The 24,360-nt window shown below is 70.8% G+C and carries 1 protein-coding gene (only partly in view); it reads left to right on the forward strand.

Annotated elements, in window-relative coordinates; translation table 11 throughout:
• Nucleotides 1-24,360, forward strand: partial view of a lonely Cys domain-containing protein gene (locus ACIOJD_RS08165; RefSeq protein ID WP_401909706.1) — the start only. The gene runs 39,021 nt beyond the window's last position; the window shows 24,360 of its 63,381 coding nt (coding positions 1-24,360); its start codon is at nucleotides 1-3; its stop codon lies beyond the right edge, outside the window.

The raw sequence follows: 24,360 nt of genomic DNA on the forward strand, positions 1-24,360 counted from the left end.
TTGGCGTACTCGAGTAGGAAGCTCTACTCCTCGCTGCGGACAGCGGTGGATGGTCTCCGGGAAGACGCGCGGGGCAGGATCGGGAAGGCCCGTGATTCGCTGCCTCCGCGCGTCGCGGATGAGTACATCGCGGGTCTGACCATGCTGGTGGGGGACGGCAAGGGGCCGGACCCGGTGCAGGGGCTGCTGGATCAGCTCGATGGTCTCGCGGACGCGCAGGTGGATTACTCGCAGAAGATCCAGGCGTCGAAGTGGGAGATCATCTCCGAGATCATCATGCTGATCGCGGAGCTGGCGCTGCTGACGGCGTTGATGGCGTTCACCGGTGGTGCCTCGCTGTCGCAGATTTTCCTGGCCAGGGCCCGGGGAAAGATGGCGATCCTGCTGATCGTGGACCGGCTGCTGCGGATGAGTCATCTCAGTCCGACGCTGTCGGAGGCGTTGGAGGAGGCCGTTCAGACGCTGGCGGTCCGGCTGGCGCAGATCGGTCTGAACTCCGGTGCGCGCAGGCCGGGTGGTGTCGACTGGGGTGATGTCGGCAAGGCGGCGGCGTTCGGGGCGCTGACCGGTTTCTTCATGCAGATCCTGGAAAAGTTCCTGGCGCCGATCAAGAACATTTTCAAGAATCTGCTGGACGACATCTTCAGCAAGCTGAACGTCAAGCGGGACACTCCGCTGTTCAACGGGCTGGTGAACGGGCCGCCCGTGGTGGTCACGGTGTTCGTGGTGTCCGGTGCCAGTGAGAGCGCGGCCGAGGTCATCATCAACGGCGCGTTCCACGGCAACTGGGAGTTCAAGTGGGAGACGTTCGTCGGCTCCGGTCTCAGTGGTGTCGCCGAGCTCGGTGCGGCGGCCGGTCTGGGCGCCGGCGGCCTGGTGGTCTACAACAAGTACTTCAACAAGGACCTGCTCGGCCAGGTCAACCCCCCGCCGAAGTCCGGTGACGTGCTGGGCAGTGATCCGGCCGGTGGCGGGTCGGGGAACAACGGCCCGGGGCCCTCGAAGTCTCCTGTTTCCCCGGGTCCTTCGAGCGTGGTCAACAGCGGTAACTTCAACCCCGCCAACGTGTCCCCTCTTCCTCCTCGCCCGGTGGCCCCGCAGCCGGACACGACGTCCTCGGCCGATCTCCCCGACGGTCTCGGCCTCAACACACCACCGCCGCTCGCACCGAACACACTGCCCCTCGGCGGCTATGACGGCGGGCCGAACAGCACGAGCCCCTTCACCTCGACGGGCAACGACCCGACGAACCAACGGCCGGACGGCACCTACGGCACAGGCAACACAGGCATCACAGACGACACCGGTCTCCCGCCCCTGTCGTCGTCCACACCCCCGCCACCCTCACCCCTGACCACCACCACGCCGCTGACCTCGGGGCCGCAGGGCGGGTCCCTGACCGGGCCCACGTCCTCGCGTACGACCGACTCCCCGTACACACCGGACAACGACTTCCTGCCCGACACCGACACCGACACCGACACCGATCTCGACACGACACCGGACCTCCGCAGCACCCCGCCGGGGCCGCTCACGGACACCCCCGGCGGACTGACGAACCCGAAGACGAACACGGCCCCGGGGGCGTACGACTCGGACAGCGCGTACGACACGGATTCCACGTACGACACGGACAGCCTGTACGAATCGGAGTCCGGGTACGAGACCGACGACACGGACTACGCGGATGACGCGGACGCGCGGACCGGCCCCGACGGCAAGACGGGCGCCCAGGACGGGACGTCGGACCTTCGGAACACCCCCTCCGGACAGGACCTCCCCGGGTCCGGGGCGGCCGGCCGTACCCCGGGCGGAGCACAGGGGGCGCAGGACGGCACGAACCAGTACGGGCCCGGGACGCAGTCCGAATCCGAGTCCGACGCCGAGTCCGACGCTCTCGCGCCCCCGGCTCCCGTGGTCACCTCGGCCGGCCCGGCACCGGCGGTCGACACGGGAGCGGGCAGGACCCCGGGCCCGCAGGGCGCACCGCAGGCACCCGGCGCGCAGGGCAACCAGGGCGCGCAGGGCAACCAGGGCACACCGCAGGCACCCGGCGCCCAGGGCACGCAGGATCAGCCGAGTCGGCCCGGTCAGACCCAACAGCCCGGTCAGACCCAACAGCCGGGCCAGACCCAGCAGCCAGGCCGTCCGGGCCAGTCCGACGCGCCCGCGCAGCCGGAGCAGCTGGACGAGCTGGACAGGCGCGAACTCACCCATGATCCGAAGGAGTTGACGGCGCCGCCGACCGGCGACTCCCGTCCCGCCGACGCGATCGCGGACCCGGCCGGGTCCGGAAAGCGCGACAGCGCCGTCCAGGACCTCGACACCCCCGCTCCCGCGACCGCGCCTCCGCCGCCTCCGCCGCTGCCTGCGGCGAACAACCCGGACGCGATCGCCCCGGGGCTGCGTACGTCCTCCTCCGATGTGCCGGTCGTCGGCACCGACGTACCCACCGGAAAGGACATACCCGCCGGGCAGGACACCACCCCCGGGCCGGACACTCCTGCGCCCGCCGCGCAGACTCCCGAACCGGCCGTGCCGGTGGCCGATCCGGTGCGCAAGGACCAGTGGTGGTCCCAGCGGCAGGCCGCCCCGGCGCAGTCGCTGTTCACCGAACGCTTCGACCCGGACCGCGACCCCGGGAAGGGGAGCCTGGGGCCGGGGCTGCTGGACGGCCGGGACACCCTGATACGTATGTGGGTCCGCCGGATCCAGGCCGACGACTCCAGGAACCGCTGGGTACGGAACGCGTCCCTGCACCTGCCGGTGAAGTTCGGAGAGGGCTTCGGGCCGGACGACCTGGGCGCGTACCAGGACCGGATGAACACCCTCCTGGACACGTACGTCAACAACGGTCTGCTGCTGCCGGATTCGGGCGATCAACTGCACATCGACCTCGTGCTCACCCCCGCCCCGGATCATCCCGAGGCCGTGACACTGAGCAGGACGCTCGACCCGGGCGACTCCGACCAGCTGAATCTGCGCCTCCACGCCGACGATCCGACGGCCTCCCCCGAAGCGGCCGCGGAGAAGCGGATGCGGGACGACGCGACCGCCCTGCACGAACTGTTCCACTACGCGGGCCTCGCGGACCGGGGCCGGTCGGCCGCCTCGCTCTTCCGCCGCCTGTTGCGGCAGAGCGACAGCTATGGCCTGATGGCGGACTCCACCCGGCTGCCGGACCCGGCGGGCCCGGTCATGCCCAAGGACTACCTGGGGACCATCGAGAGCGTCATCGACACCGGCACGGTCGTACGCGACCACCCGCTCTCCGCACGCGCGTCGACGCCGCCGACCACGACCACCGGCACCGACGACCACGCGCGGGCCCTGCGGTTGCTCGCCCCCGCGGACGCGCCACCCGTCCACCCGCCTTCCCGCGCCGACGGGAACACAGCCACCGGGACTGTCGACGGGAACACCTCCGTCGCGCCGGCCGTCCCCGTACAGACCACGTCCACCGTGCCCGGCACGGTCAGCGAGACGTCCACGCCCGCCGACACCGACACGGTCGTGGAGCCCACCGCGGACTCCAACACCCCCGCGCCGCCCACCGATCAGCAGACGGAGTCGGAGACGGCCGTCGTCCCGCCGGTCGCCCCGAAGAGTCCGCCGGCCCAGAAGAAGTGGATCAACTCCACCCTCGAACAGAGCCACCCGCCGCGTCTGGTGCGCGACATGGCCGCCCCGGGCACCGGCCCCCGCAAGGAGACCCGGTTCGAGGACACCGACTCCAGGATTCCCGCCTACATCGACGACATCCAGTCGCTCCTGCCGGACAACCTCCCCGAACACGTACAGCGGCAACTCACCGCCAGTCCGGGCACCTTCGGGCAGAGCACGGTCGTCCTGCGTGGCATCGCGCAGGTGGTCGCGGCCATCGACACCGCGCTCCAGGCCCGGCCGGCCGCGCGGCCCGAGGGCGACTCCGAACTGATGACCGGTATCTGGCATGTCCTGCGGCACGGGCCGAAGTCCCTGGTGACGGACCGGGGCCGCCCGTTCACGTACTACAACGCCGACGGTGAGGTCCGCGTCCTGCACCTCACCGCCCGCCACCACGGCCAGTGGGAGCAGTTCAAGGACGACTTCGGCGACCCCGCCAAGATCGACAGCATGGTCCGGGCCGGCGCGACGCTCGGGCAGACCAAGAACGTGGTGTCCAGCACCCAGGTGGGGCTGGGTACGTCGCTCGGCCCGGTGGGCGCCGACCCGTTCAGCGCCTTCGGCCGCGTCTCCCTCAAGTTCGGTTTCGTCGACAAGGTCGGTTATACGCTCAACGACCAGCGGCAGAACCAGATGGAGTCCCGCTCACTGGACAGCTCCCGCCCGCACCTGGACCACATCCACTACGCGGTACGGGTCACCGACGCCTGGGGACAGCTCGTGACGGGGCCCGCGGCGAGCCCCGACGAACGGGCGGAATTCAGCTTCACGGTCCGCCACGGGCTGCTGGTGCGCCTGCCCGACAGCGTGACGAAGATGTCGAAGCCGGGCCGGGTCCCCCGGTCGCTGCGGCTGGACCGGAACTCGGACTACCGGTCCGTGCACATCGAGGGGTTCGGCCCCGTCGCGCTGATCCGCGACTGGGCGGCCCAGCGGATCGGTGTCCTGCCGGGCAGCACCGCCTACCGCGAGCTGGACACGCTCTTTTCGAGCGAGAGCTTCCAGCGGCACGGCGGCATGATGTGGAACAGCCGGTTCACCAGCCCGCCGCTGTTCGCCGACGACCGGCGCAGGACACCGCTGGGCGCCTTCGTGGTGGAACAGGTGGTCCCCGAGTCGGCGAAGCTCGTCGGGGAGACGTCCCTGTACGAACTGCGTGACATCAACAAGTGGACGGTCCGCACCGAGAGGAACCGGGCATCGGGCACCAGCGCCGGACTGGACGCCATTGTCGGGCCCTCGTTCAACATCTTCGACCCGGGCGTCGCGGACTTCGACCTGCGGCTACAGGGCGGCGCGGTCTTCCGGTACCAGTTCGCCAAGCTCCGCTCGACCGGCCTCGGCGGCAGCGGTGTCAGCAAGATCGTGGCACAGCTCAAGAACCAGAAGACCGCCCTCTACCTGGTCAAGAAGTCGGTCTACGTACGGCTGAGCGGCGACAGCGGCACTCCGATGCGGTTCCACACCTGGAGCCTGGACCGGATGTCCGGTTCCGAGGCGCGGCGACTGGCCGGGTGGGACGACGGGATGACGGTGGCCCCGCGCCCCGGTCTGCCGGCCCCCTTCGTCCCGGCCTACCTCACCCAGGACCGGCCTCGGACCCTGGGCATGTTCAGGGTCGTGGACTTCGTCTTCGCGGACGGCGGACGGACCCGCGACGTGGGCGACGGCACCGGCCGCACCTTGCTGGAGGCGTTCGCCGACCAGGTGGTGGCAGCCGTGGCGGCCGAGTACCCGGGGACGGTGGCGCCGCTGGACCAGCTCCTGGCCCCGGCGCCGAAGAGCTGGCGCGCGCGCCTCAACTCGCTGCGAAACCCCGGCGAGTTGTTCCAGCAGGCTCTCAGCCGGCCCGCTGCCCCGCACTGGCGCAATGCCGCGCATTACCAGATCGCGCTCTCCAACACGTTGGAGATCCTCGGCATGCTCGCGCAGCAGGGCATCTCCGCGAATCTTGAGGCACTGACCACGATCGGCATGCGGATCCGGATCGTCGACCCTGGCCGGATCGGGCAGGGCTACCGGTACATCTGGGTGCACGGAGACCTGACCAACCGGCGGTACGAGGGCAAACGGATCGACCAGGGGCTCCGCTTCGGCACCCAGGGAGCCGAAAAGCTGGACGGTCAGGTGGGCTGGAAGCGCGGCACGGAGCTGGGTGTGGAGGGCACCCTCGCGGGCCGCAGCAACAGCGCCGACGACTCCGGCTTCCGCCGCCACACGCTCGGCCTGACGGCCGGCCTGCGCAAGGGGTGGCAGCGGGACGCGGAGATCGGCTTCGGCTCGACGGCCGGCAACGAGATGCTGTCGGTGACCAACAAGCCCTCCCACCGGTACCGCTACGACCTCACCCTGACCGCGAGCAGGGGCGGCTACTGGCGCCCCCGCGGCCTGCTGCGGGGCGTCGGGCTCGGTCTGCCCGGACTGATCGTCAGAGGCCAGCCGGCGGACATTCTCATCGGCCCCGCGCGCGGCGGCGGCCCGTTGACCGGGCAGGTGCTGCTCAGCGTCCCCGAGCTGCACGCTCCCGCCACCGACCCGCATGCCGACGGCGCGCTCAACCCCTACCTGGACCCCGAGCCGCCCGCCCGGTCCATGGACAGCGACCAGGCCCTCGAACTGGCGACGGGCGACATCATCACGCCCGGTGCCGCCGCACTGCTCTCCGGGCGCGGCTCGCAGGCGTTCCGGGACTTCCGGATGCACCCGTTCGCGATCGTGAGCATGGTGCCGTCGCCCGTACTGATCGCCGGGGTCGGCCAGGCCATGAGCGATGCGTCGGGCGCGGCCTGGCAGTTGGTGCAGGAGGGCGCGCCCACCAGGGAAGCGGTCGTCCGTGCCTTCCAGCCCCAGTACATGACGTCGAGCTTCGACCAGAGTTCGGCGCCCCTGGGCCTGGCGGGCAGCGGTCTGATGGCCAAGGGGCCGTACGGGACGCTGTGGGCGAGCTTCCGCCATGTGACGACGGTGGACGGGCTTCGCGTCCTCACGCCCTCGGTCCCCATGGACACCGAGCTGACGTTCGGCGGCACACGCCAGGCGTCGGGCAAGGTGGGCACGGGCCGCAGCCTCGTCTTCGGCGGTCAGCTGGTCTACTCCGCGACCACCACCGCCGGGCCCGGCACGCTGGGCAACTACGGGATTGTCGCCAACCCCCTGTCGAGGACGAGGTCGGCGGGCAAGGTCGTCAGCCGGTCCGTCTCCACCGACATGTCCTGGAGCCTGACCGGCAACCAGGTGCTGGTGGCGGGGGACGTCGAGCACTGGTTCGCGATGATGACGAGCCGGGTCGGGATGGGCCGGATCGGGACCGCCCTGGCGGGCAACTCGCATATCCCGGGCCTGATCGCCGGGGCGGCGGGCGTCACTCAGCTCTCGCCCGGTGGTGTGGTGGGCCATCTGCCCGAGAAGAGCGCGCATGAACTGGGCCTGATCGACGACGGGATGGGCCCCGTCCCGCGTTACGTGGAGCAGCTCTGGACGCCCCAGCCATGGATGAGCGGCACCGCCTTCGGCACGTACCCGGTCAACGCGCTGGATCCCAACGCGGCGATGAGCGCGTTCGAGGGCAGGATGCGCGGGCTGGGGCTGGACGAGGCGGACCGCCAGCGGGTCCGGCGGCTGGTGACGGGCCGCGTCGTACGCGCGCTGAAGGGGGAGATGACGACCACCGCCCCCTCGGTACCCGTCGAGACCGGCCGATGGGGCTGGGGCGGCCTGTGGATCGGCGACCGGTGGGTCCGGGCGCGGGCCGAACTGGTCCCGGGGGAGCCCCGGTTCATGGGGCTCGACCACGGTGTGGAGATCGAGGAGAACAGGGAGGCCGCCGAGACCGTCCAGGAGAGTTCGGACGCCTCGTCCGGCGCGGACTTCGGAACCGCCGTCAGCCAGATGGTGTACACCGGCGAGCCGTCCGCTCCGGCCGCCGGTCCCACGTACGCCGACACCGGCTCCAGCCGCAACACGGTCGCGTCGAACCACTCCACGACCACCACCGTGATCTACCGGTCGCCGTCCACCGAACCGCATGCGCGGATCGTCACCCCGTACCGGCTGCGCATCACCCTGGAAGCCGACGACAGCCCGGCCCCCGACGCTCCTCCTGGCCTGCGGGACGCTCCGTCCGAGCGGACGGTCTCGAACGCGGACCGGTTCCTGGGCAGGTGGCGGATCGTCGAGGAGCACGACGCGGGCGAACTGCGCGAGGACATCCCGCTCAGCCTGATGGGCCCGGTACCGGTCGGCCCGTCCCTCGCCGGCAACCCGCTGTCCGCGCCGGACCTCACCGACGTGCTGACGAAGACGCCCCGGCCGGGAGCCCTCCCGTCGAGGCGGCCGGGCCAGGAACTCCAGGTCCGGTACGGGGACGGCGTCGAGCGGCCGTTCACGTTCCCCGAGAACGGTTTCCACGTCCGCGGGATCGTCGGGGTGGAGAACATCCGGGCGGCCAACGACCTCGCGCTGACCAAGGCGTACGACGCGGGTTTCTCCCTCGCCGCCCTCGAAGCCGACGGCGGTCCGGACCGGACGGAGCTGGACAGGCTCCTCCAGAAGGCCAAGCGGACCGGCCTGACCCGGCTCGGTACAGGCTCGGCACAGGCGCTGGAGGACGGCACCAGCTACTCGGCGCTCAGCGCGTTCTACCCGCAGACGCTGGAAGCCGACCCGTACCAGGTGGCGGGGCTGGTGGAGAAGTACCTCCTGCTCGGTACCGACTCCGGCGCGCTGTCGCTGAGTTCGACGCCCGACTTCAGCGCCGGGACCCTGCTGACGGTCGCCGACGGCAGGCGGCTGGAAGTCCTCAGGCGGAGCAGCGAGACCGCGAACACCTCGGGGTCGAGCGAGAACACCCAGGACTCGACGTGGGGCGCCGGGGCGCTGGTCGAGGGTGCCACCGGCTTCAACCAGCCGGGCACGCAGGGCACCGGCCCCCACGACGGTGAGGGCGACGCGGTCGTGATCGCCGCCGACCAGCTGACGTCACGCCACCTCAAGCCGGCCACCGGCCGGTCGTTCCTGTTCGCCTTCCCCGCCACCTGGCTCAGCGTCGCCGCCGTACACCGGGGTGTCCTGGACTCCAGGGCGGCGAACAGGATCCGCGGCGGGACCTTCAGCAGGGCCAGGACGGGACCGCAGGCGCTCGAATCGGACGCATACGTCATCGCCTGGGTACGCGAGGACATCGCCCGGGACCTGCGGCTGATCGACGACACGAACTTCCCCGACAGCGTCGCCACGGCGTGGGACGCGGTCAAGGACGTCAGCGACGACTGGGTCGCGGCGGACCAGGCGTACTGGGAGAAGCGCCGCACGGCCCCCGGCCTGAAGGGCGAGCGGGACGCGGCGCAGAGCGTCCTTGCAACGGCGGACGCGACGGTCGCCGACGCCCAGCGGGAGTTCGACGCGGCGGCGGACGCGTACGAGGCCCTCGACACGGTGCCGGAACTCGGCGGCGCCGTCCCGGGGAAGGGACTCGCGGTCGGTACGGGAGCAGCCGGTGACGCGTACATCGCCGTCCGGACCCGCTACGAGACGGCACAAGCGGCCCTCGGCACCGCCAGGCGGGCGGCCGAAACCGCACGGCGCAGCCTGGAGTCGGCGACCGGCGCCTACGACGCGCTGCCCGCCCAGCTGGACACGCTCAGGGAAACGGCGGAGACCCTGGCGAGCGAGTACCACCGGATACGCGCGGGCGCCGACGACCTCACCCGGTGGCACCAGCTCGCGGCCACCGAGCAGGGCCGGGAGCGGCTCGACGGTCTCGACGAGCCCCCGGCGGTGAGGTACGCGTCCCCGAAGAAGCCGGAGCCGTCCCGCTACACCAGGACCGGCACCGACGCGGACACGCGCCTCACCTCTCCCGACGGCACGGAGTACACGCTCCACGACGTACCCAGGGACAGCGGGTTCTTCCACGCGCTCGCGCAGGGCATCGACCGGGCCGCCCCGGAGCTGCTCCCGGCGGTGGGTGTCGACGTGAGTGATCCGGCGGGGGCGGTCACCAGGCTGCGCGAGCTGCTGGCGAGCAGGCTGACCGACCCGAGCGAGACCGGCCTGCTCGACTTCGTCGCTCCGGACGAGGCGGACACGTTCACCGCGGGCGAGATCACCGCGGCGGGGCTCGACCTGCCGCAAGGAGCCCTGGAACGGGCCGAGTTCGACGACACGAGCATGATCCCGCTCTCGGTCGACCTGGACCCCCAGGTCCGGGCGGGCCTGGCGGAGGCACAGCTGAACCGTCCCGCCGACGCCGACGACGAGGCCGGATGGAACCACTCCGCGTCCGACCTGCGCCCGGCGCTCGCGGTCCGGGCGTTGCCCGTGCGCGTCACCGTCGTCGACGAGGACGGAAACTTCCAGGACTTCGGCCCGGCGTCCGGCCCCGGCCGGAACACCGAGATCCTTGAGGGGAAGCTGGGCGTCGCCGTCCCCGCGAACTCCCCGCCGCCGCATGTGGTGATGAGCCTGGCCGACGGCCGCTACCAGCTGGCGCTCCCGGTGCAGGCACCGCCGGTCCTGGTCACGCCCCCGGCGGACGGGGACACCACCGGTTCGGTCGAGGGTACGGAGGTGCCCGGCACGGACTCCGACACGTCGGGGAAGGGCACCGACGGGACGGAGACGGCTACGGCCGACGTCGTGACCGGCCAGAAGACCGGGGCGGGGACCGACGCGGGAACCGAGGCCGGGACCGAGGCGGGGACCGACGGGCAGGTCAAGGACACCACCGGGACCGACAAGGACAGCACAGGGCCCGGCAAGGGCAAGGGCACGGGAACGTCCGGGCCCGGACGCGGGCGGCGGCTGCCGGTGCCGCCCGACGGACGGTGCATCCTCTCCTCGTTCATGGCGAGCGCCCCCCTGCACATCCGCGACCGCATCCCCGGCCTGGAGACGTCGAACCCCGCCGCCCACGCCTGGCTCACGGTCCCGGACGCGGTACGCGACGAACTGCGCCGCCCCGGGGGCACCCTCCCCACCGACCTGTCACCCGCCGTCGCCGAGGCCATGCGCGCGCAGGTGCTGGAGTTCCTGAAGCGCGCGGAGGCGGGCGGTCCGGGGCTGGACGGCACGACCCGCATGCAGTTCCGGGGACATCAGACGGCGAACCTGTCCCGCCGCTTCGACACGATGAAGCGCGACCAACTGCTCGCCCAGGTCGCACACCACGACATCGACACCGTGACACTGGAGGCACTCGGCGACGCCGTTCTGCGAACGCGTTACGTCGAGGCCCGTACACGGTCGCTCCCACCCGGCACCACCGAGGCGGACGTGCTGGCCATCGCCGGCACCGCCGAAGGCCGGGACCTCTTCAACTACCTCGCCGAACAAGGTCAGTTGCCGACCGTGGACTCCCTCGGCGCCAGCGGGCTGCGCAAGCTGCTCAAGGGTGCCTACACGGGAAGCTCCGCGCCGCTGGAGTCCGACGAGTACGCCGCGATCACAGAGGCCGTCGAGAACTGGGGCACGCGCTGGAACACGCCGGAAGGCGAGATCTTCGCACCGCTCGTCGCGCACGCCTTCGACCTGAGGGCCGACATCCTCGTACCGGGCGACGGGCGGCCGGACCGGCTGGTCACCACCGTCGGGCCGGACTCGGCGCCCCGGCAGATCCAGGTCTACTACACGGGCAACAACCACTACGAGGGCAGTGACGCCGAGCCCGTCGACCTGGACGGGACCAAGGACGACACCGGCGGGAACAAGGGCAAGGGCAAGGCCCCGGACGACAACTCGGTCGCGTTCGAGATCGACGAGGCCCGCCGGGACCACGAGGCGGCCCTCGACGCCTTCAACCAGGCCGCGCGCATGTGGTCGCTCCTCAACGAGGGCGTGGAGACGAACAGGAGCGGCAGCGATGCCGCAGCACGGCTGGACGGAGCCGAGGAAGAGATCCGATGGGCGCGCGCGGCGCTCGACGTGGCCGTGGACCGGCTGCGGGACCTCGGCGCCGACGCCGCCGCGGACGCCGCCGCAGTCGCGGTGGTCCCGCGGATCAGCCGTACGGACGCCGAACGGCAACTGGCCGCCGCGCTGGTGACGGCCGAGGACCTGTCCGAGAACTCACCGAGGCTCGGCCCGGACGAGACGCTGAGCACGGTCGAACTGGGCAAGGCGGGCATCTCGTTGACCGGGAGCCCCTCCATTCAGCTCGCCCTGAACGGTGAGATTCAAGTACGTGACAGCGATCTCCGACCGCTCGACCACGTACGCCTGTTGATGGCCGGGCCCGGTCCGTGGGACGAGACGCTGGACGCGGCGGCGGCGCGGGCGTCGCGCCGGGTGTGGCTGGAGGCGTACGAGGACTTCGCGCTCGCCACCTCCCGGGCCGCCGGAGTCCCGGCCGGGACGGACCCGGCGGACGCGTGGCACCGCGCGGTGTCCCTCGTACTGCCGTTGGAACTGCATCCCGTCCTCGCGGACTCCCGGTACGCCGGGAGCGAGTTCCGCGACGCGGTACGGGAAGTGGCCGAACATCTGGCGGTGCACGGGCCGGACGCGCGGACGGGCGTGGACGTGGCGGGCCGGCTGCGGCACGGTCTGGGCCTGCCGCCCCGTGGCGCCGGCGGGGCGCCCGGTGCGGAGCAGCCGGCCGGTGCAGCGGAGTCGTTGCCGCAGCGGTCGGGGATCCCGTTCGAGAACGGTTCCACCACCCTGGGGCCGGGGCGGACGCAGCGGATCGAGGAGTTGGCGCAGCAGTTCGCGGAGGTGGCGGCTCGCAATATGCGGGCGGGGGCCCTGGTGCCTCAGGTGCGGATCACTGGGTACGGCGACGACGCGCCCACTGCGCAGGGGCGTGCGACCGCTGTCGAGGGTGTGTTCCGTGCGCGTCTTGAGACCGCGCTGCGTGAGATCACGGGACGGGACGGTCTGAGCCGTGGCGTCCGTATCGATATGGCCGCCGGGAGCAGTTCGGACGGGCAGGCGACGATCGAGATCGCGGTGCCGCCGTTCACGGAAGCTGTGCGGGTGCTTGCCTCGCTGTCGGGCGATGGTGCGTTCGACATCAAGGAGTTGACGCGGGGGATTCTGCACCTGGGGCCGGATGCCCAGGTGGGCGAAGAGCAGCGGCGCCAGTTGTTCGAGTTGGTGGAGAGCGCGATCGCCGCCGGGTGGTCGTCGAGTGTGGCGGCGTTGGGTGCGTACCACCTGGCTTCGGCGGGAGTGCTCAATCCCGAGCGGCACATTGTTGCGGGGGATGGTTCGTATCAGGGGTTGAACCTGACGTCCGATCCGGTTGGTCCGGTGGATACGTCGCAGTACTTCCAGCGTCGTGGTGGCGAGTTCCAGGGGCCGTTGGATCCGCTGTGGTCGGACGACGCGGGTGCGTATGTGGTGGTGGCCAAGGGCGGTCACGATCACGTGATGATCCCGTGGGGCCAGGGCGAGTTGCGGGTGTCGCTGGAGGAACTCGTCGAGCTGTTGGCGAGGGACCCGGGGATGACCGCAGGCGGCGCGCGGGTGCCGGCTGTGCTGGTGTGGTCGGGATCCGGTGACCAGGGGCTGACGATGCCCCGGAGGATCGCGTTCAGGTCCGGCAAGGACGAGGTGTGGGGGCACAGCGGCACCGTCGGGCTGGTGCATGACTCGGCGAGTGGCCTCAACCGGATCGTGGTCGAGAACCTCCGGTCGTCGGAAGGGAAGCCGCTGGGTGGTTGGTTCGCCGGTCAGCGTGATGATCTAGGTCCGGACGGGGAGGTCGAGGAGGGCTGGGTCACCGCGCTGGACGGCACGGTCATCCCGGACAGCGAGATCAAGGTTCGGACCATCGGTGACAAGGGCCGGTCGATCGGCCGGGTGACGATGTCGGATGCCGATCTGGTCGTGAACGAGCCGATGTTCGACCGTTTGACGGAGATCGGCCAGTTCGCGCAGTTCGATCCGGTCAGTGAAAATTTGTTCGGTGACGCGGAGGCGTTGCTGGAGGTCGACGGGCCGGTCTACCACTGGTATCTGCACGGTGTGCCGTTGCGCGGTGTGATGGAGCGGACGGGCGCTCGTCGGGCGGTGGAGGTGGATGGTCCGGAGACGGGCCGGTTCCTCAAGCGCCGTCCCAGTTTCAAGAAGCTGGGCAAGAAAGCGGTCATCGACCTGGGCGCCTGCTGGGCCGACGCGCAGGCGGAGGATCTGCCGTATCTGTCCGACGCGGCCTTGGCGCCGTACGTGTTCGATCCGCTGGGGATCGTCTCGTACGCACAGGGTCTGGCGAACGGCAGCGAGGCGGCCGGAGTCCTCGCCACGGATCGTCCCAACGCGTTGTTCCGCAATCGGACGACGGTCAAGCGGGGGACGATGGCGGATCCGTCGGGTGAGAAGGGTGTGCGGCGGCTGCTGAAGAAGGAGCCGAACCCCGGGGAGCTGGCCGAGCTGGCGCAGTGGGCGGGGCTGCACGACGGTTCCGGTCCGGTGGCGCAGGAGACGCTGGACACGACGTTGCGGCTGGTCCGTGCGTTGCGGCGGACGTTCCTCGTGGACATCGAGGCGAGCAAGGCCGATCCGGCGGGTGAGTACCGGCAGCTGCTGCGGGGTCTCGGTGCGCTGGAGAACATGCGGGCGGCGGACAAGCATCTGCCGGTGACAGGGCCGTTCAGCCTGAACCATCTGCATCTGGTGGTGCACGCGCGTTACCGGCGGACGAGCAACGAGGCGCCGACGCCGGGCGAGATCCGGCTGGTCCTGCTCGACGCGGCGAAGCGGGCCGAGGACGCGGCGTCCGGGGCGCTGTCCCTGCACGGCTACGTGGACATGCCGTCTCTGGACTGGGCGTTGAAGCGGCTGCACGGCGAGAACCTCGCCCAGCTGACGGCCGATGTGCTGCGGTTGCCGGACACGCAGTCCGTGACCAGCGCGGACGTGACGAAGCTGGTCTGGGGGACGGTCAAGGGCGCGAAGGCGCTGCACGGTTTCGACGACCCGGTCGCGCTGGCGAAGAAGGCTCTGCATCTGCCCGCCGCGAGTCCCGAGCCGACGCCGGACGAGGCGCGGGACAGGCTGCTGTGGCTGATGGCGGGGGCCGCCCTCTCGGGCTTCGATCCGTCCGATGCCGCCGAGTTGGCGGCGTTCGACCTCGTACGCAACGGCGCCCTGGACGACAGCACGCGGGTGTTCACGTCCCGGGGTCTGCCGGCGGGCCGCAACTGGACCGGTGACCCGGTCAACGGTCCGGTGGGTGTGCGGGGCTATGTGGTGTCGCCGGACGGGACCCTCGCGGGTGGGGTGCCGTTCGATCAGACGTGGCCGAAGGCCGGGTCCGGTTCGCAGGCGGACGCGTTCCTGGTGCTGGCGGACAGTACGAACGGGCATGTGTCGATGCCGTGGCCCGACGGTTCCCGTCGCTGGATACCGGGCAGGGAGATCGCGGCGCTGCTGCGGCACGATCGGGACGCGCAGATGCATCTGCTGAGCATGCCGTTGCTGATGGTGGGCACTCACACCAATCCCGGTTCGCTGCCCGGCCATGTCGCGGGCCGCGGGGGGACGGCGCGGACGACGGCGCTGGCGGAGCTGCCGGGTGAGCTGGTCTTCGACGCGGACCGCGGTGAGAACGTGATCGTGCTGGCCGGGGACCCGGCCCAGCAGGCGGACCACTGGCAGACGCGGCAGCCCGCTGCCCTGGAGGACACCTCCGACGAACAGGGCACCCTGCACAAGTTCCCGGGACAGGCGTCGGCTGCCGCGCAGCCTTCTTCCGCCGCCCCGGCGGCAGGCGAATCCGACAGCGACAGCGACGACGACAGCGACAGCGATGATGACGTCGCAGGCGATGCCACTGCCGGCCTCGATGTCGCCAACCTGAACATTGCCGACGAGGAGAGCGACGAGGAGAGCGACGAAGACAGCGACGACGAGAGCGAGGACGGCACGTCCAAGATCTTCGCCGGTGCGTCCGATCCGATGCTGGCGCCGCAGACTCTGCTGGCAGGCCCGGCGGGTGCGAGGCAGGGGCGGAACTGGACGGGCAAGCCGGTGAAGCGGGTGCGGCCCGAAATGGTGCGCGTGATCGAGACACGGCCGGGAGTGCTGGCCAAGATCGTGTCGGAGGAAGACACGTCGTGGCCGGACGAGACGTATGTCGTCGCGGCGGACGGTGACTCCGGCGGGCTGCGTGTCCCCGACGGCCGGGTGCTCGACACGGAGACGCTGGCCGAGGTGCTGGCCGCCGACCCGGAGTTGGCGCGGTTGCCGAAGCATGTGCCGTTGCTCCTGGCTGTGCCGTTCGCGGAGCGGACGCTGGATCTGCAACTGCTGTCGAACCTGCTCGGCCGAAAAGTGATCGGTCCCAGTGGTGAGGGGCGTCTGGTCGGTGACGGGTCGGGGAACGCGCATCTTCCGGTGATGGTCGACCGTGACCCGAAGAAGCCGTTCGGCTTCTGGGTGCCGTTCGATCCGCTGCCCGCGACACTGCAGGGCGAGGACCGCGAATGGACGTCCCTGGACGGGACCAAGTTCCGGGACAGCGACGTGGACACCCGCCCCCTGACCTCCTGGAACCACGGGCGGTTCGGCCAGATCTCGGTGTCCGGCGGCGAGCAGCGGGCGTTCGAGCGAGGGTTCAAGTCGTTCCTCGACATGCGGCGACTCGTGCACAAGATCGCGGCGGGTTCCGACCTGCTGGACGGTGATACCGAGGAGGTGACCCCTGATCCGGCGGTCTACATCTTCGCCGCGCACGGGAAGCCCGGCCGGGTGACGCTCACCCTCCGCGACGGCCGGAAGGTGTGGTTGGGCAAGCAGGACGCCGCGCGTTACGTCGCCGGGCTGCGCGAGGTGCGCCAGCTGCCCAAGGGCCACCGGATGGACGTGCAGGTCTGCTTCGGCGCGTCGGACGGCGATCCGAATCAGCACCACTCCGACAGCCAGCCGCCGCCTCACGTCGACGACCCCTGGGGCGATGTTCCGTTCGGTCAGTACGTCGCCAACGAGAGCAGGATGGAGACCGTTTCGGCCACCAGCGCGACCGGCATGACCCATGCCGATCGTGTGCTGTTCGACGCGGCCAACGGCGTGAAGGGGCGTCGCGTCACGTACCTGCCCGAGCCGCTTGATGATGAGCTGGACGGGCTGGCGCGTGACGCGGGTCTGCACACGGATTCGGGTCCGGTGCCGGCGCAGACGCGTGCGACCGCGTTGCGGCTGGTGCGGGGGTTGCGGGATCTCTTCGGCAATGAGGTGGAGAAGGACCGTGGTGTGCCGGGTGGCCGGTACGAGCGGTTGCTTGAGGGCATCGGTGCGCTGGAGACGATGCGTGCGAACGATTCGGCGCTCAGTGGGGTCACTCCGCTGCGGAAGGACATGGTCGCCTTCTATGCCCAGCAGCACAGTGGGAGGGCCCCGGACACCGCCGCCTATGAGTCCCTGCTCGACTTCGCCCGGGACCGCGTCGAGGCGGATTCCGATGCGGAGCTCAGCACGGCGGTGCCGGCGCCGGCTCTGCGGGTGACCCTCAACGAGCTCGCCACTTCGGGCGAGGCCATACTGCGTACCGTCCAGGGGCTGCCCGCCGGGGTGAATGCGAGCCCGCGACAGGTGGCGTCCACCATGTGGGCGACGGTCCGGGCCGCGCAGATGCTGTTCAACGGGATACCGCCGGCGAACCGGGAGGCCTACGGCCGCGCTGTGCTCCACATGGCCGACACGGACCCGTGGGACCTGTCGAGGCAGAAAACACTCTGGGTCCTGACCGCCAAGGCCCTCGCCGAGGGTCTGGACATCACCGACCGCGACCTGATGGCCGCCTACCACCTGAAGCAGACCGGCGCGTACAGCCCGGCCGCTCTGCTCTGGCAAGGGGAGAACGTCCAGGGCGTCTACTGGAGCGACGTGCCCGCGCCCGAGGGGGTCAACTGGCGCAGCGTGGACCAGACGATGCCGGGGCCGGGCGGGACCACCACCACCCAACAGGTCGTGCCGGACTGGGCCGCACCGGGGCAGCCCGACCCCATCCTCAAGCTGGTCGAGGTGGACCTGGCCGGGAACATCGTGCTGCACCTGCCCGGCCGCACTCCTCTCCCGGTGTCGGAGGACGAGTTCCTGGCGCTGCTGGACCTGGATCCGGACCGGTACTCCAGGCCCCTGGCCACTCCCGTCCTGTTCCTGACCTCCGGTCCCGGAGTCCTGAGGCCGGAGCTGGTGGAGCGGTACTCCGAGCGCACCGGTCGTCCCGCCTTCGGCTACAGCGCGCCGCTCACGCTGACCGCCGCCGATCCGTCGGCCCCGCTCACCATCACCGCTCTCCTGGACCCGGCCACCAAGGCCCCGGGCCACTGGACCAAGGCCACCCGGCAGCCGCCGAAGACGCTCCGCCAGACAACGGGCCCTGTCACCGGTGGAACCGACCCGATGCTGTCGCCGCAGACCCTGATGGTGGGTCCGTCGGGTGAGAAGCAGGGGCGGAACTGGACGGGCAAGACGGTGAGCCGGGTGCGGTCCGGTCGGGTGGGTGTGATGGAGGCCCGGCCGGGTGTGCCGGCGAGGATCGCGTCGGAGGAGGACGCGTCGTGGCCGGACGAGACGTATGTCGTCGCGGCGGACGGTGACCCCGGTGGCCTCCGTGTCCCTGACGGCCGGGTGCTGGACACGGGGGCCCTGGCCGATGTGCTGGCCGCCGACCCCGAGTTGGCGCGGTTGCCGAAGCATGTGCCGGTGCTCCTGGTCGTGCCGTTCGCGGAGCGGACGCTGGATCTGCAGATGCTGGCGAACCGGCTGGGCCGGCCGGTCGTGGGTCCCAGTGGTGAGGGGCGTCTGGTCGCGTCGGGGAACGCGCATCTTCCGGCGCTGGTCGACAGTGACGCGAAGAAGGCGGTCGGCGTCTGGGCACCTTACGAGCCTCTGGCCGAGACGCTGCCGTTCGAGGACCGGGAGTGGACGTCGCTGGACGGCATCACGTTCCGGGACAGCGAGGTGAGCAGCCAGCCCCTGGTCTCCGAGGACCACGAGCGGTTCGGCCGGATCTCGGCGCCGGACGGCGAGGGCCTGCGGAGGTCGGAGCAGCAGTTCAAGTCGTACCTCGACATGCGGCGGCTCGTGCACACGCTTCCGGCCGGCTCCGACCATCAGGACGTGGAGACCGAGGAGATAACCCCCGATCCGGCGGTCTACGTCTACGCCGCACACGCGCAACCCGGTTGGATATCGCTCGCCCTCCGCGACGGCCGGAAGGTGCGGTTGGGCAAGCGGGACGCCGCGCGTTACATCGCCGGGCTGCGCGAGGTGCGTCAGCTGCCCAAGGGGCACCGGATGGGCCTGGAGATCTGCTACGGCGCGGTGGAGGGCAATCCGCGCCGGAACCATCCCGCGACCCAGCCGCCGGCCCACGTCGACGACCCCTGGGACGACGTTCCGTTCGCTCAGTACGCCGCCAACGAGAGCAGGCGGGAGACGACTTCGGCCACCGGGCGGACCGGTATGACGAATACCGTTCGTGTGCTGTTCGCCGCGGCCAATGGGCAGAAGGCGCGTCGTGTCACGTTCCTGCCCGAGCCGCTTGATCCTGAGCTGGACGGGCTGGCGCGTGACGCGGGTCTGCACACGGGGCCGGGTGCCGTACCGGCGGAGACCCGTGCGACCACGTTGCGGCTGGTGCGAGGCCTGCGGGACCTCTTCGGCAATGACGTCGAGAGCGACCGTGGTGTGCCGGGGGGCCGGTACGAGCGGCTGGTCAAGGGCATCGGCGCGCTGGAGACGATGCGTGCGAACGATCCGGCGCTCAGCGGGGTCACCCCGCTGCGGAAGGACATGGTGTCCTTCTACGCCCAGCAGCACAGTGGGAGGACCCCGGACGCGGCGGCCTATGAGTCTCTCCTCGACTTCGCCCGTGCCCGTGTCGCCGCGGATCCCGATGCGGAGCTCAGCACGGAGGTCCCGGCACCGGCGCTGAAGGTGACGCTCAATGAGCTCGCCGCTTCGGGCGAGGCCGTGCTGCGTACCGTTCAGGGGCTGCCCGCAGCCGCGAACGCGAGCCCGCGGCAGGTGGCGTCCACCCTCTGGGCGATGGTCCGGGCCGCGAAGATGCTGTTCAACGAGATACCGCCGGCGGACCGGGAGGCACACGGCCGCGGTGTGCTCCACCTGCCCGACACGGGCCCGTGGGACCTGCCGAAGCAGAAAAGACTCTGGGCCCTGACCGCCAAGGCCCTCGCCGAGGGTCTGGACGTCACCGACCGCGACCTGCTGGCCGCCTACCACCTGAAGGATTTCGCGTTCGTCAAGGCCAATCTGCTGAAGCAGGGACAGACGACACAGGGCGCCAACTGGAGCGGGCAACCAGCGCCCGAGGGCGTCAACTGGCGCAGCGTGGACCAGATCACGCAGGGGCCGGGCGGGACCACCACCCAGCAGGTCGTGCCGGAATGGGTCGGACCGGGGCTGCCCGACCCCATCCTGAACCTGGTTCATGTGAACCAGGCCGGGAACGTGGTGCTGCACCTGCCCGGCGCACCTCTGATCGAGCTGTCCGACGACGAGTTCCTGGCGCTGATGAGCCTGGAACCGATGACGCGCACCAGGCCCCTGGGTACTCCCGTCCTGTTCCTGACCTCCGGCCCCGGGGCCCTGAGGCCGGAACTGGTGAAGCGGTACTCCCAGCTCACCGGCCGTCCCGCCTTCGCCTACAGCGCGCCCCTCACACTGACCGCCGCCGATCCGTCGGCCCCGCTCACCATCGTCGCCGGCCCGGACCCGGCCACCCAGGCCCCGGGCCAGTGGATCGCGGCCACCCGGCAGAAGATCACCCCTGGGCCCTCCACCGTCGGGGAGGACGTGGTCCTCTTCGGCGATCCGGATCCGGCGTCGGCACAGATGCCGGACATCGGGGCGCTGACGATCGGTCAGGGGGGAGAGCCCTCGCCCGGCTCACTGCTGTCACCGGAAACGCTGATGACGAACGCGTCGGGCGGGCCGCGTGGGCGCAACCTGACGGGCGAGAAGGTGCGTCAGCTGCGGCTCGGGCGGGTGCGTGTGTTCGAGGAGCAGCCGGATGCCTCGTTGAAGGAGGTGGCGGGTGCGGACGCGGACGCGCCGTGGGGTGACGTGGCGTATGCCGTGTGGGGTCAGAGCGCTCCGGATGGTGTGCGCTTCCGCGATGAGCGGGTGCTGAACGCCGAGGAGTTGGCGGCGCAACTGGCCGCGGACCCCGAACTGGCGAAGCTGCCGAAGAACGTGCCGGTGGTGCTGGTGGTGCCGCACCTGGCGAACGAGCGGTACCTGGAGTACATGCGGGTGGTCGCGAATCGGCTGGGCCGGACGGTGTGGGCGCCCAGTGGTGACGGACGTCTGGTGCGGAACAAGAAGCGCGAACACGTTCCGGCGCTGATCGATCACGGTCCTGACCAGCCGCTCGGTGCATGGGTGCCGTTCCATCCGACGGCGAAGTCCGCGCCGTTCCAGGACCGTGAGTGGACGGCGTTGGACGGGACGAAGTTCCGTGACAGCGATGTGGATTCCCGGCCGTTGGTTTCCGACCGCAATGAGCGGTTCGGCCGGATGTCGCACGGGGACGACGCGCGGGACCGGGAAGAGAAGCTGCGGTCGTATCTGCATGCGAAGAAGCTGGTGCATCTGGTGCCGTCGGGTGCCCGGACGGCGCTGGTCAGCGAGGAGACGAGGACCCCGGATCCGGCGGTGTACGCGTACGTCTCCCACGGGCTGCCGGGCGGCCTGCAGCTGGCTCTGCGTGATGGCCGGTCGGTGTGGCTGTCCGCTGCGGACGGCGGGCGGTACATCGGCGGGCTGCCCGAGGTGGCCGAGCTGCCGGAAGGCCACCGCGTGGGGCTGGAGGTGTGCTTCAGTGACTCGGCGGGGAATCCGTTGTTGCCGCAGTTGGACAACCGGCCGGCGCCACCGCTGCCCGATCCGCTGGCGGATGTGTCCCTCGCTCAGCACACGGCGAACGCGAGCCGTCGGGTGACCAACGGGTCGATGATGAGCAGTGGCTTCCATGCCGACACGCGCATCCTGATCGACACCCCCGGTGGTGTGGCCGGGCGTCGTGGGGACTCGGTGCCCGAGCCGCTGCCGCACGAGCTGGACCAGATGGCCCGGAAGGCGGGTCTGCACTCTGGTGAGGGCGAGGCCGCGCCCGAGGTGCGCGCGATCACTCTCCGGCTGGTGCGGGCGTTGCGGATCGTGTTCGGTCCGGAGGCCGAGGCGGACCGTGGCCTGCACGAGCGGTTGCTCAAGGGCATCGGTGCCATGGAGATCATGCGTGCCAACGATCCGGAACTGGGCCGGTTCACGCCGTTCCGGATGGAGCTGTGGACCTTCATCGCGCAGCGTGTGGGCGGTACGACGCCGGACAAGGAGGCTTACCGGAAGGTTCTGGACTTCGCCGCGACGCGACTGGCGCAGAAGCCGGACGCCCGGCTGGGCGAGGACATCGGGAATCCGTTCATCCGGCACGCCCTGGCCCAGATGACGAAGGGGGGTGCGGGTCTGGTCCGGAACGTGCTGAGGAGGCCCGGGGACGGGCCGGTCACCCGGCCGGAGGTGACGTGGGCGTTCTGGGCGATGGCCGGTGCCGCTCGGCAGATGGGCGGCATGGATGCGGTGTCCACGGAGCGGCTGGGGCGCGAGGTGCTCCACATGTCCCCCGGCGAGCAGTGGACCCCGGCGAAGAAGCAGGAGTTGTGGTTCCTGACGGCGCAGGCCATCGCGGCGGGGCTGGATCCGTCGGACCACTTCACGCTGGCCGCTTTCCATCTCGCGTCCAAGGGGGCGTTCGGGCCCGCGCACCTCCTCAAGGAGGGCGAGAAGGTCCGGGGCTACAACTGGAGCGGCACGCCGGCGCCGGACGGGGTGTATCTGCGTATCGTCGGCAGGCAGGACCAGGCGGCCGACGGGTCCTCCGTCAAGTACCTCCGTGCGGCGTGGACGGCTCCCGGGGAGCCCGAGGACGTCATGGCGGTGTGGACGGATACCGACGCCGACGGTTTCGTGGTCCTGCACCTGCCGGGGATGCCTGCGCTGCGGCTGGCCGACAGGGAGTTCATGGCGCTGCTGGACCTGGCCCCGCTGCTGCGTGTGACACCCCTCGGTGTGCCGATGGTGTTCGTCACGTCCGGTGCGGGCGGCACGGGTGGCGCGGGTAGCGCGGGGCGTGCGGTGTCGTTGTCGCAGCAGTTCTCCGACCATACGGGCCGCAACCACTGGGCCTACAGCGGTCCGTTGTCGGTGGTGCCCACGACTCCGCCCGCGGGTGCCGCGTCCGCCCCGCTGCGGATCGTCGCCCTGCCCGAGGCGGCTACCGGGACGCCGGGCAGCTGGAGCAAGACGTGGCTGGACCGGCCCAACCCCACCACCATCACCTCGCCCACCATCCAGAGCCCCCCTGGCCCCGCCGGCTCCTCGGCTCCGGGGCAGGATCCGGCTCCGGACACCTCCGGCGAGCAGGGCACCCTCCGAACCCAGGGGCCCCCGGCCGGCGAGCTGTCGGAGTATCTGCGTACCTACGGCACCCGGTACGACGGGCACGTCGGTCTGGTCATCCACGAGCCGACCCCGGACCCCGTCCTGGAAGGCCTGTACGGGCAGATCATCGACGCCCTCGGGGCCGACCCGGACAGCGCCGAGGGCCAGGAGCTGCGCACCCGGCTCCGCGATGTGCTGAGCGCGGAGGAAGTCGAGCTGAACCGGCCCTACCTGCGCAGTACTCAGGGGCACCGGATCACCGTCCGGCACGGCGGCCGTGACCGGTCGGTGGACGTACGGCTCGCCTACGCCGATGCCGTGAAGTCGGCGAAGTACGGGCGGGACGGCGATCAGCGCCCTCCGACGATGCCCGACATCCAGGTGGAGCACCGGGCATCGGGCGGGCAGTCGTCCTCGGACGCCGAGGGTTCGGGGAACATCCGCACCGGCTCACTGCCCTGGACGGCGCTCTACCCGGCCGACGGCCCCGGGGCGCTGCGCTGGTGGGACGGCACCGTCAACCTGTCCGCGACGCACAACCAGCTCGCCCAGTCCATCACCGTCAGCGAGACATTCTCGGTCATGAACAAGCGGCAGGCCGAGGACCCCGCACACCCGATCGACGTCGACGGGCGCTGGCAGGTCCAGGTGGACACCCTCCGCGAGGATCCGGTCGGCACCTGGCAGCCCGAGCAGTCGCACGGCGCCCTCACGATCTGGCTTCACGAGCACCTCGCCTTCGACGGCGACGGCACCACCGACCTGCCGGAACCCGGGGATGTGGACGACGTCCTGCCGCTGTGGGGCGCCGACAGCGTCGCCGAACCGCGTCGGCTGCTGACCGAACTCCTCCAGGACGACGACTTCCGTGACCTGCACGACCTGCCCGACGTCTCGGAGCGGGCGCTGGAGAACTTCCTGCACGAGCAGATGCTGCGGGGCACTCCCCAGCTCCAGCGCGACGGCGGGGTGTTCTCGCCGACGCTGCTGGACGACGACGGCAACGCGATCGGCATGCTGGAGCTCACCGCGCGTATCGAGCCGGGAGAGCCGCTGCGGAAGAGCCCCGACGGCAAGGCCACGCTGGAGACGTGGCTCACGCACGCGTCCAGCGTGGACCGGTCGGCGAAGCTGACCAGCGGTCTGGGGATCGAGGGTTCGGGCGGGCCGGCGTTCACCACCGACCACGCCGCGGGACACCCCGGCGCCGCGGCGTCGTTCGGCGGCAACCTCCTGGGCAAGGCCGGTGTCAACTGGCAGGTGAACGAGGGGCTGAACACCGTCGAGAGC

The organism is Streptomyces sp. NPDC088116 (assembly GCF_044741745.1).
Classification (GTDB): domain Bacteria; phylum Actinomycetota; class Actinomycetes; order Streptomycetales; family Streptomycetaceae; genus Streptomyces.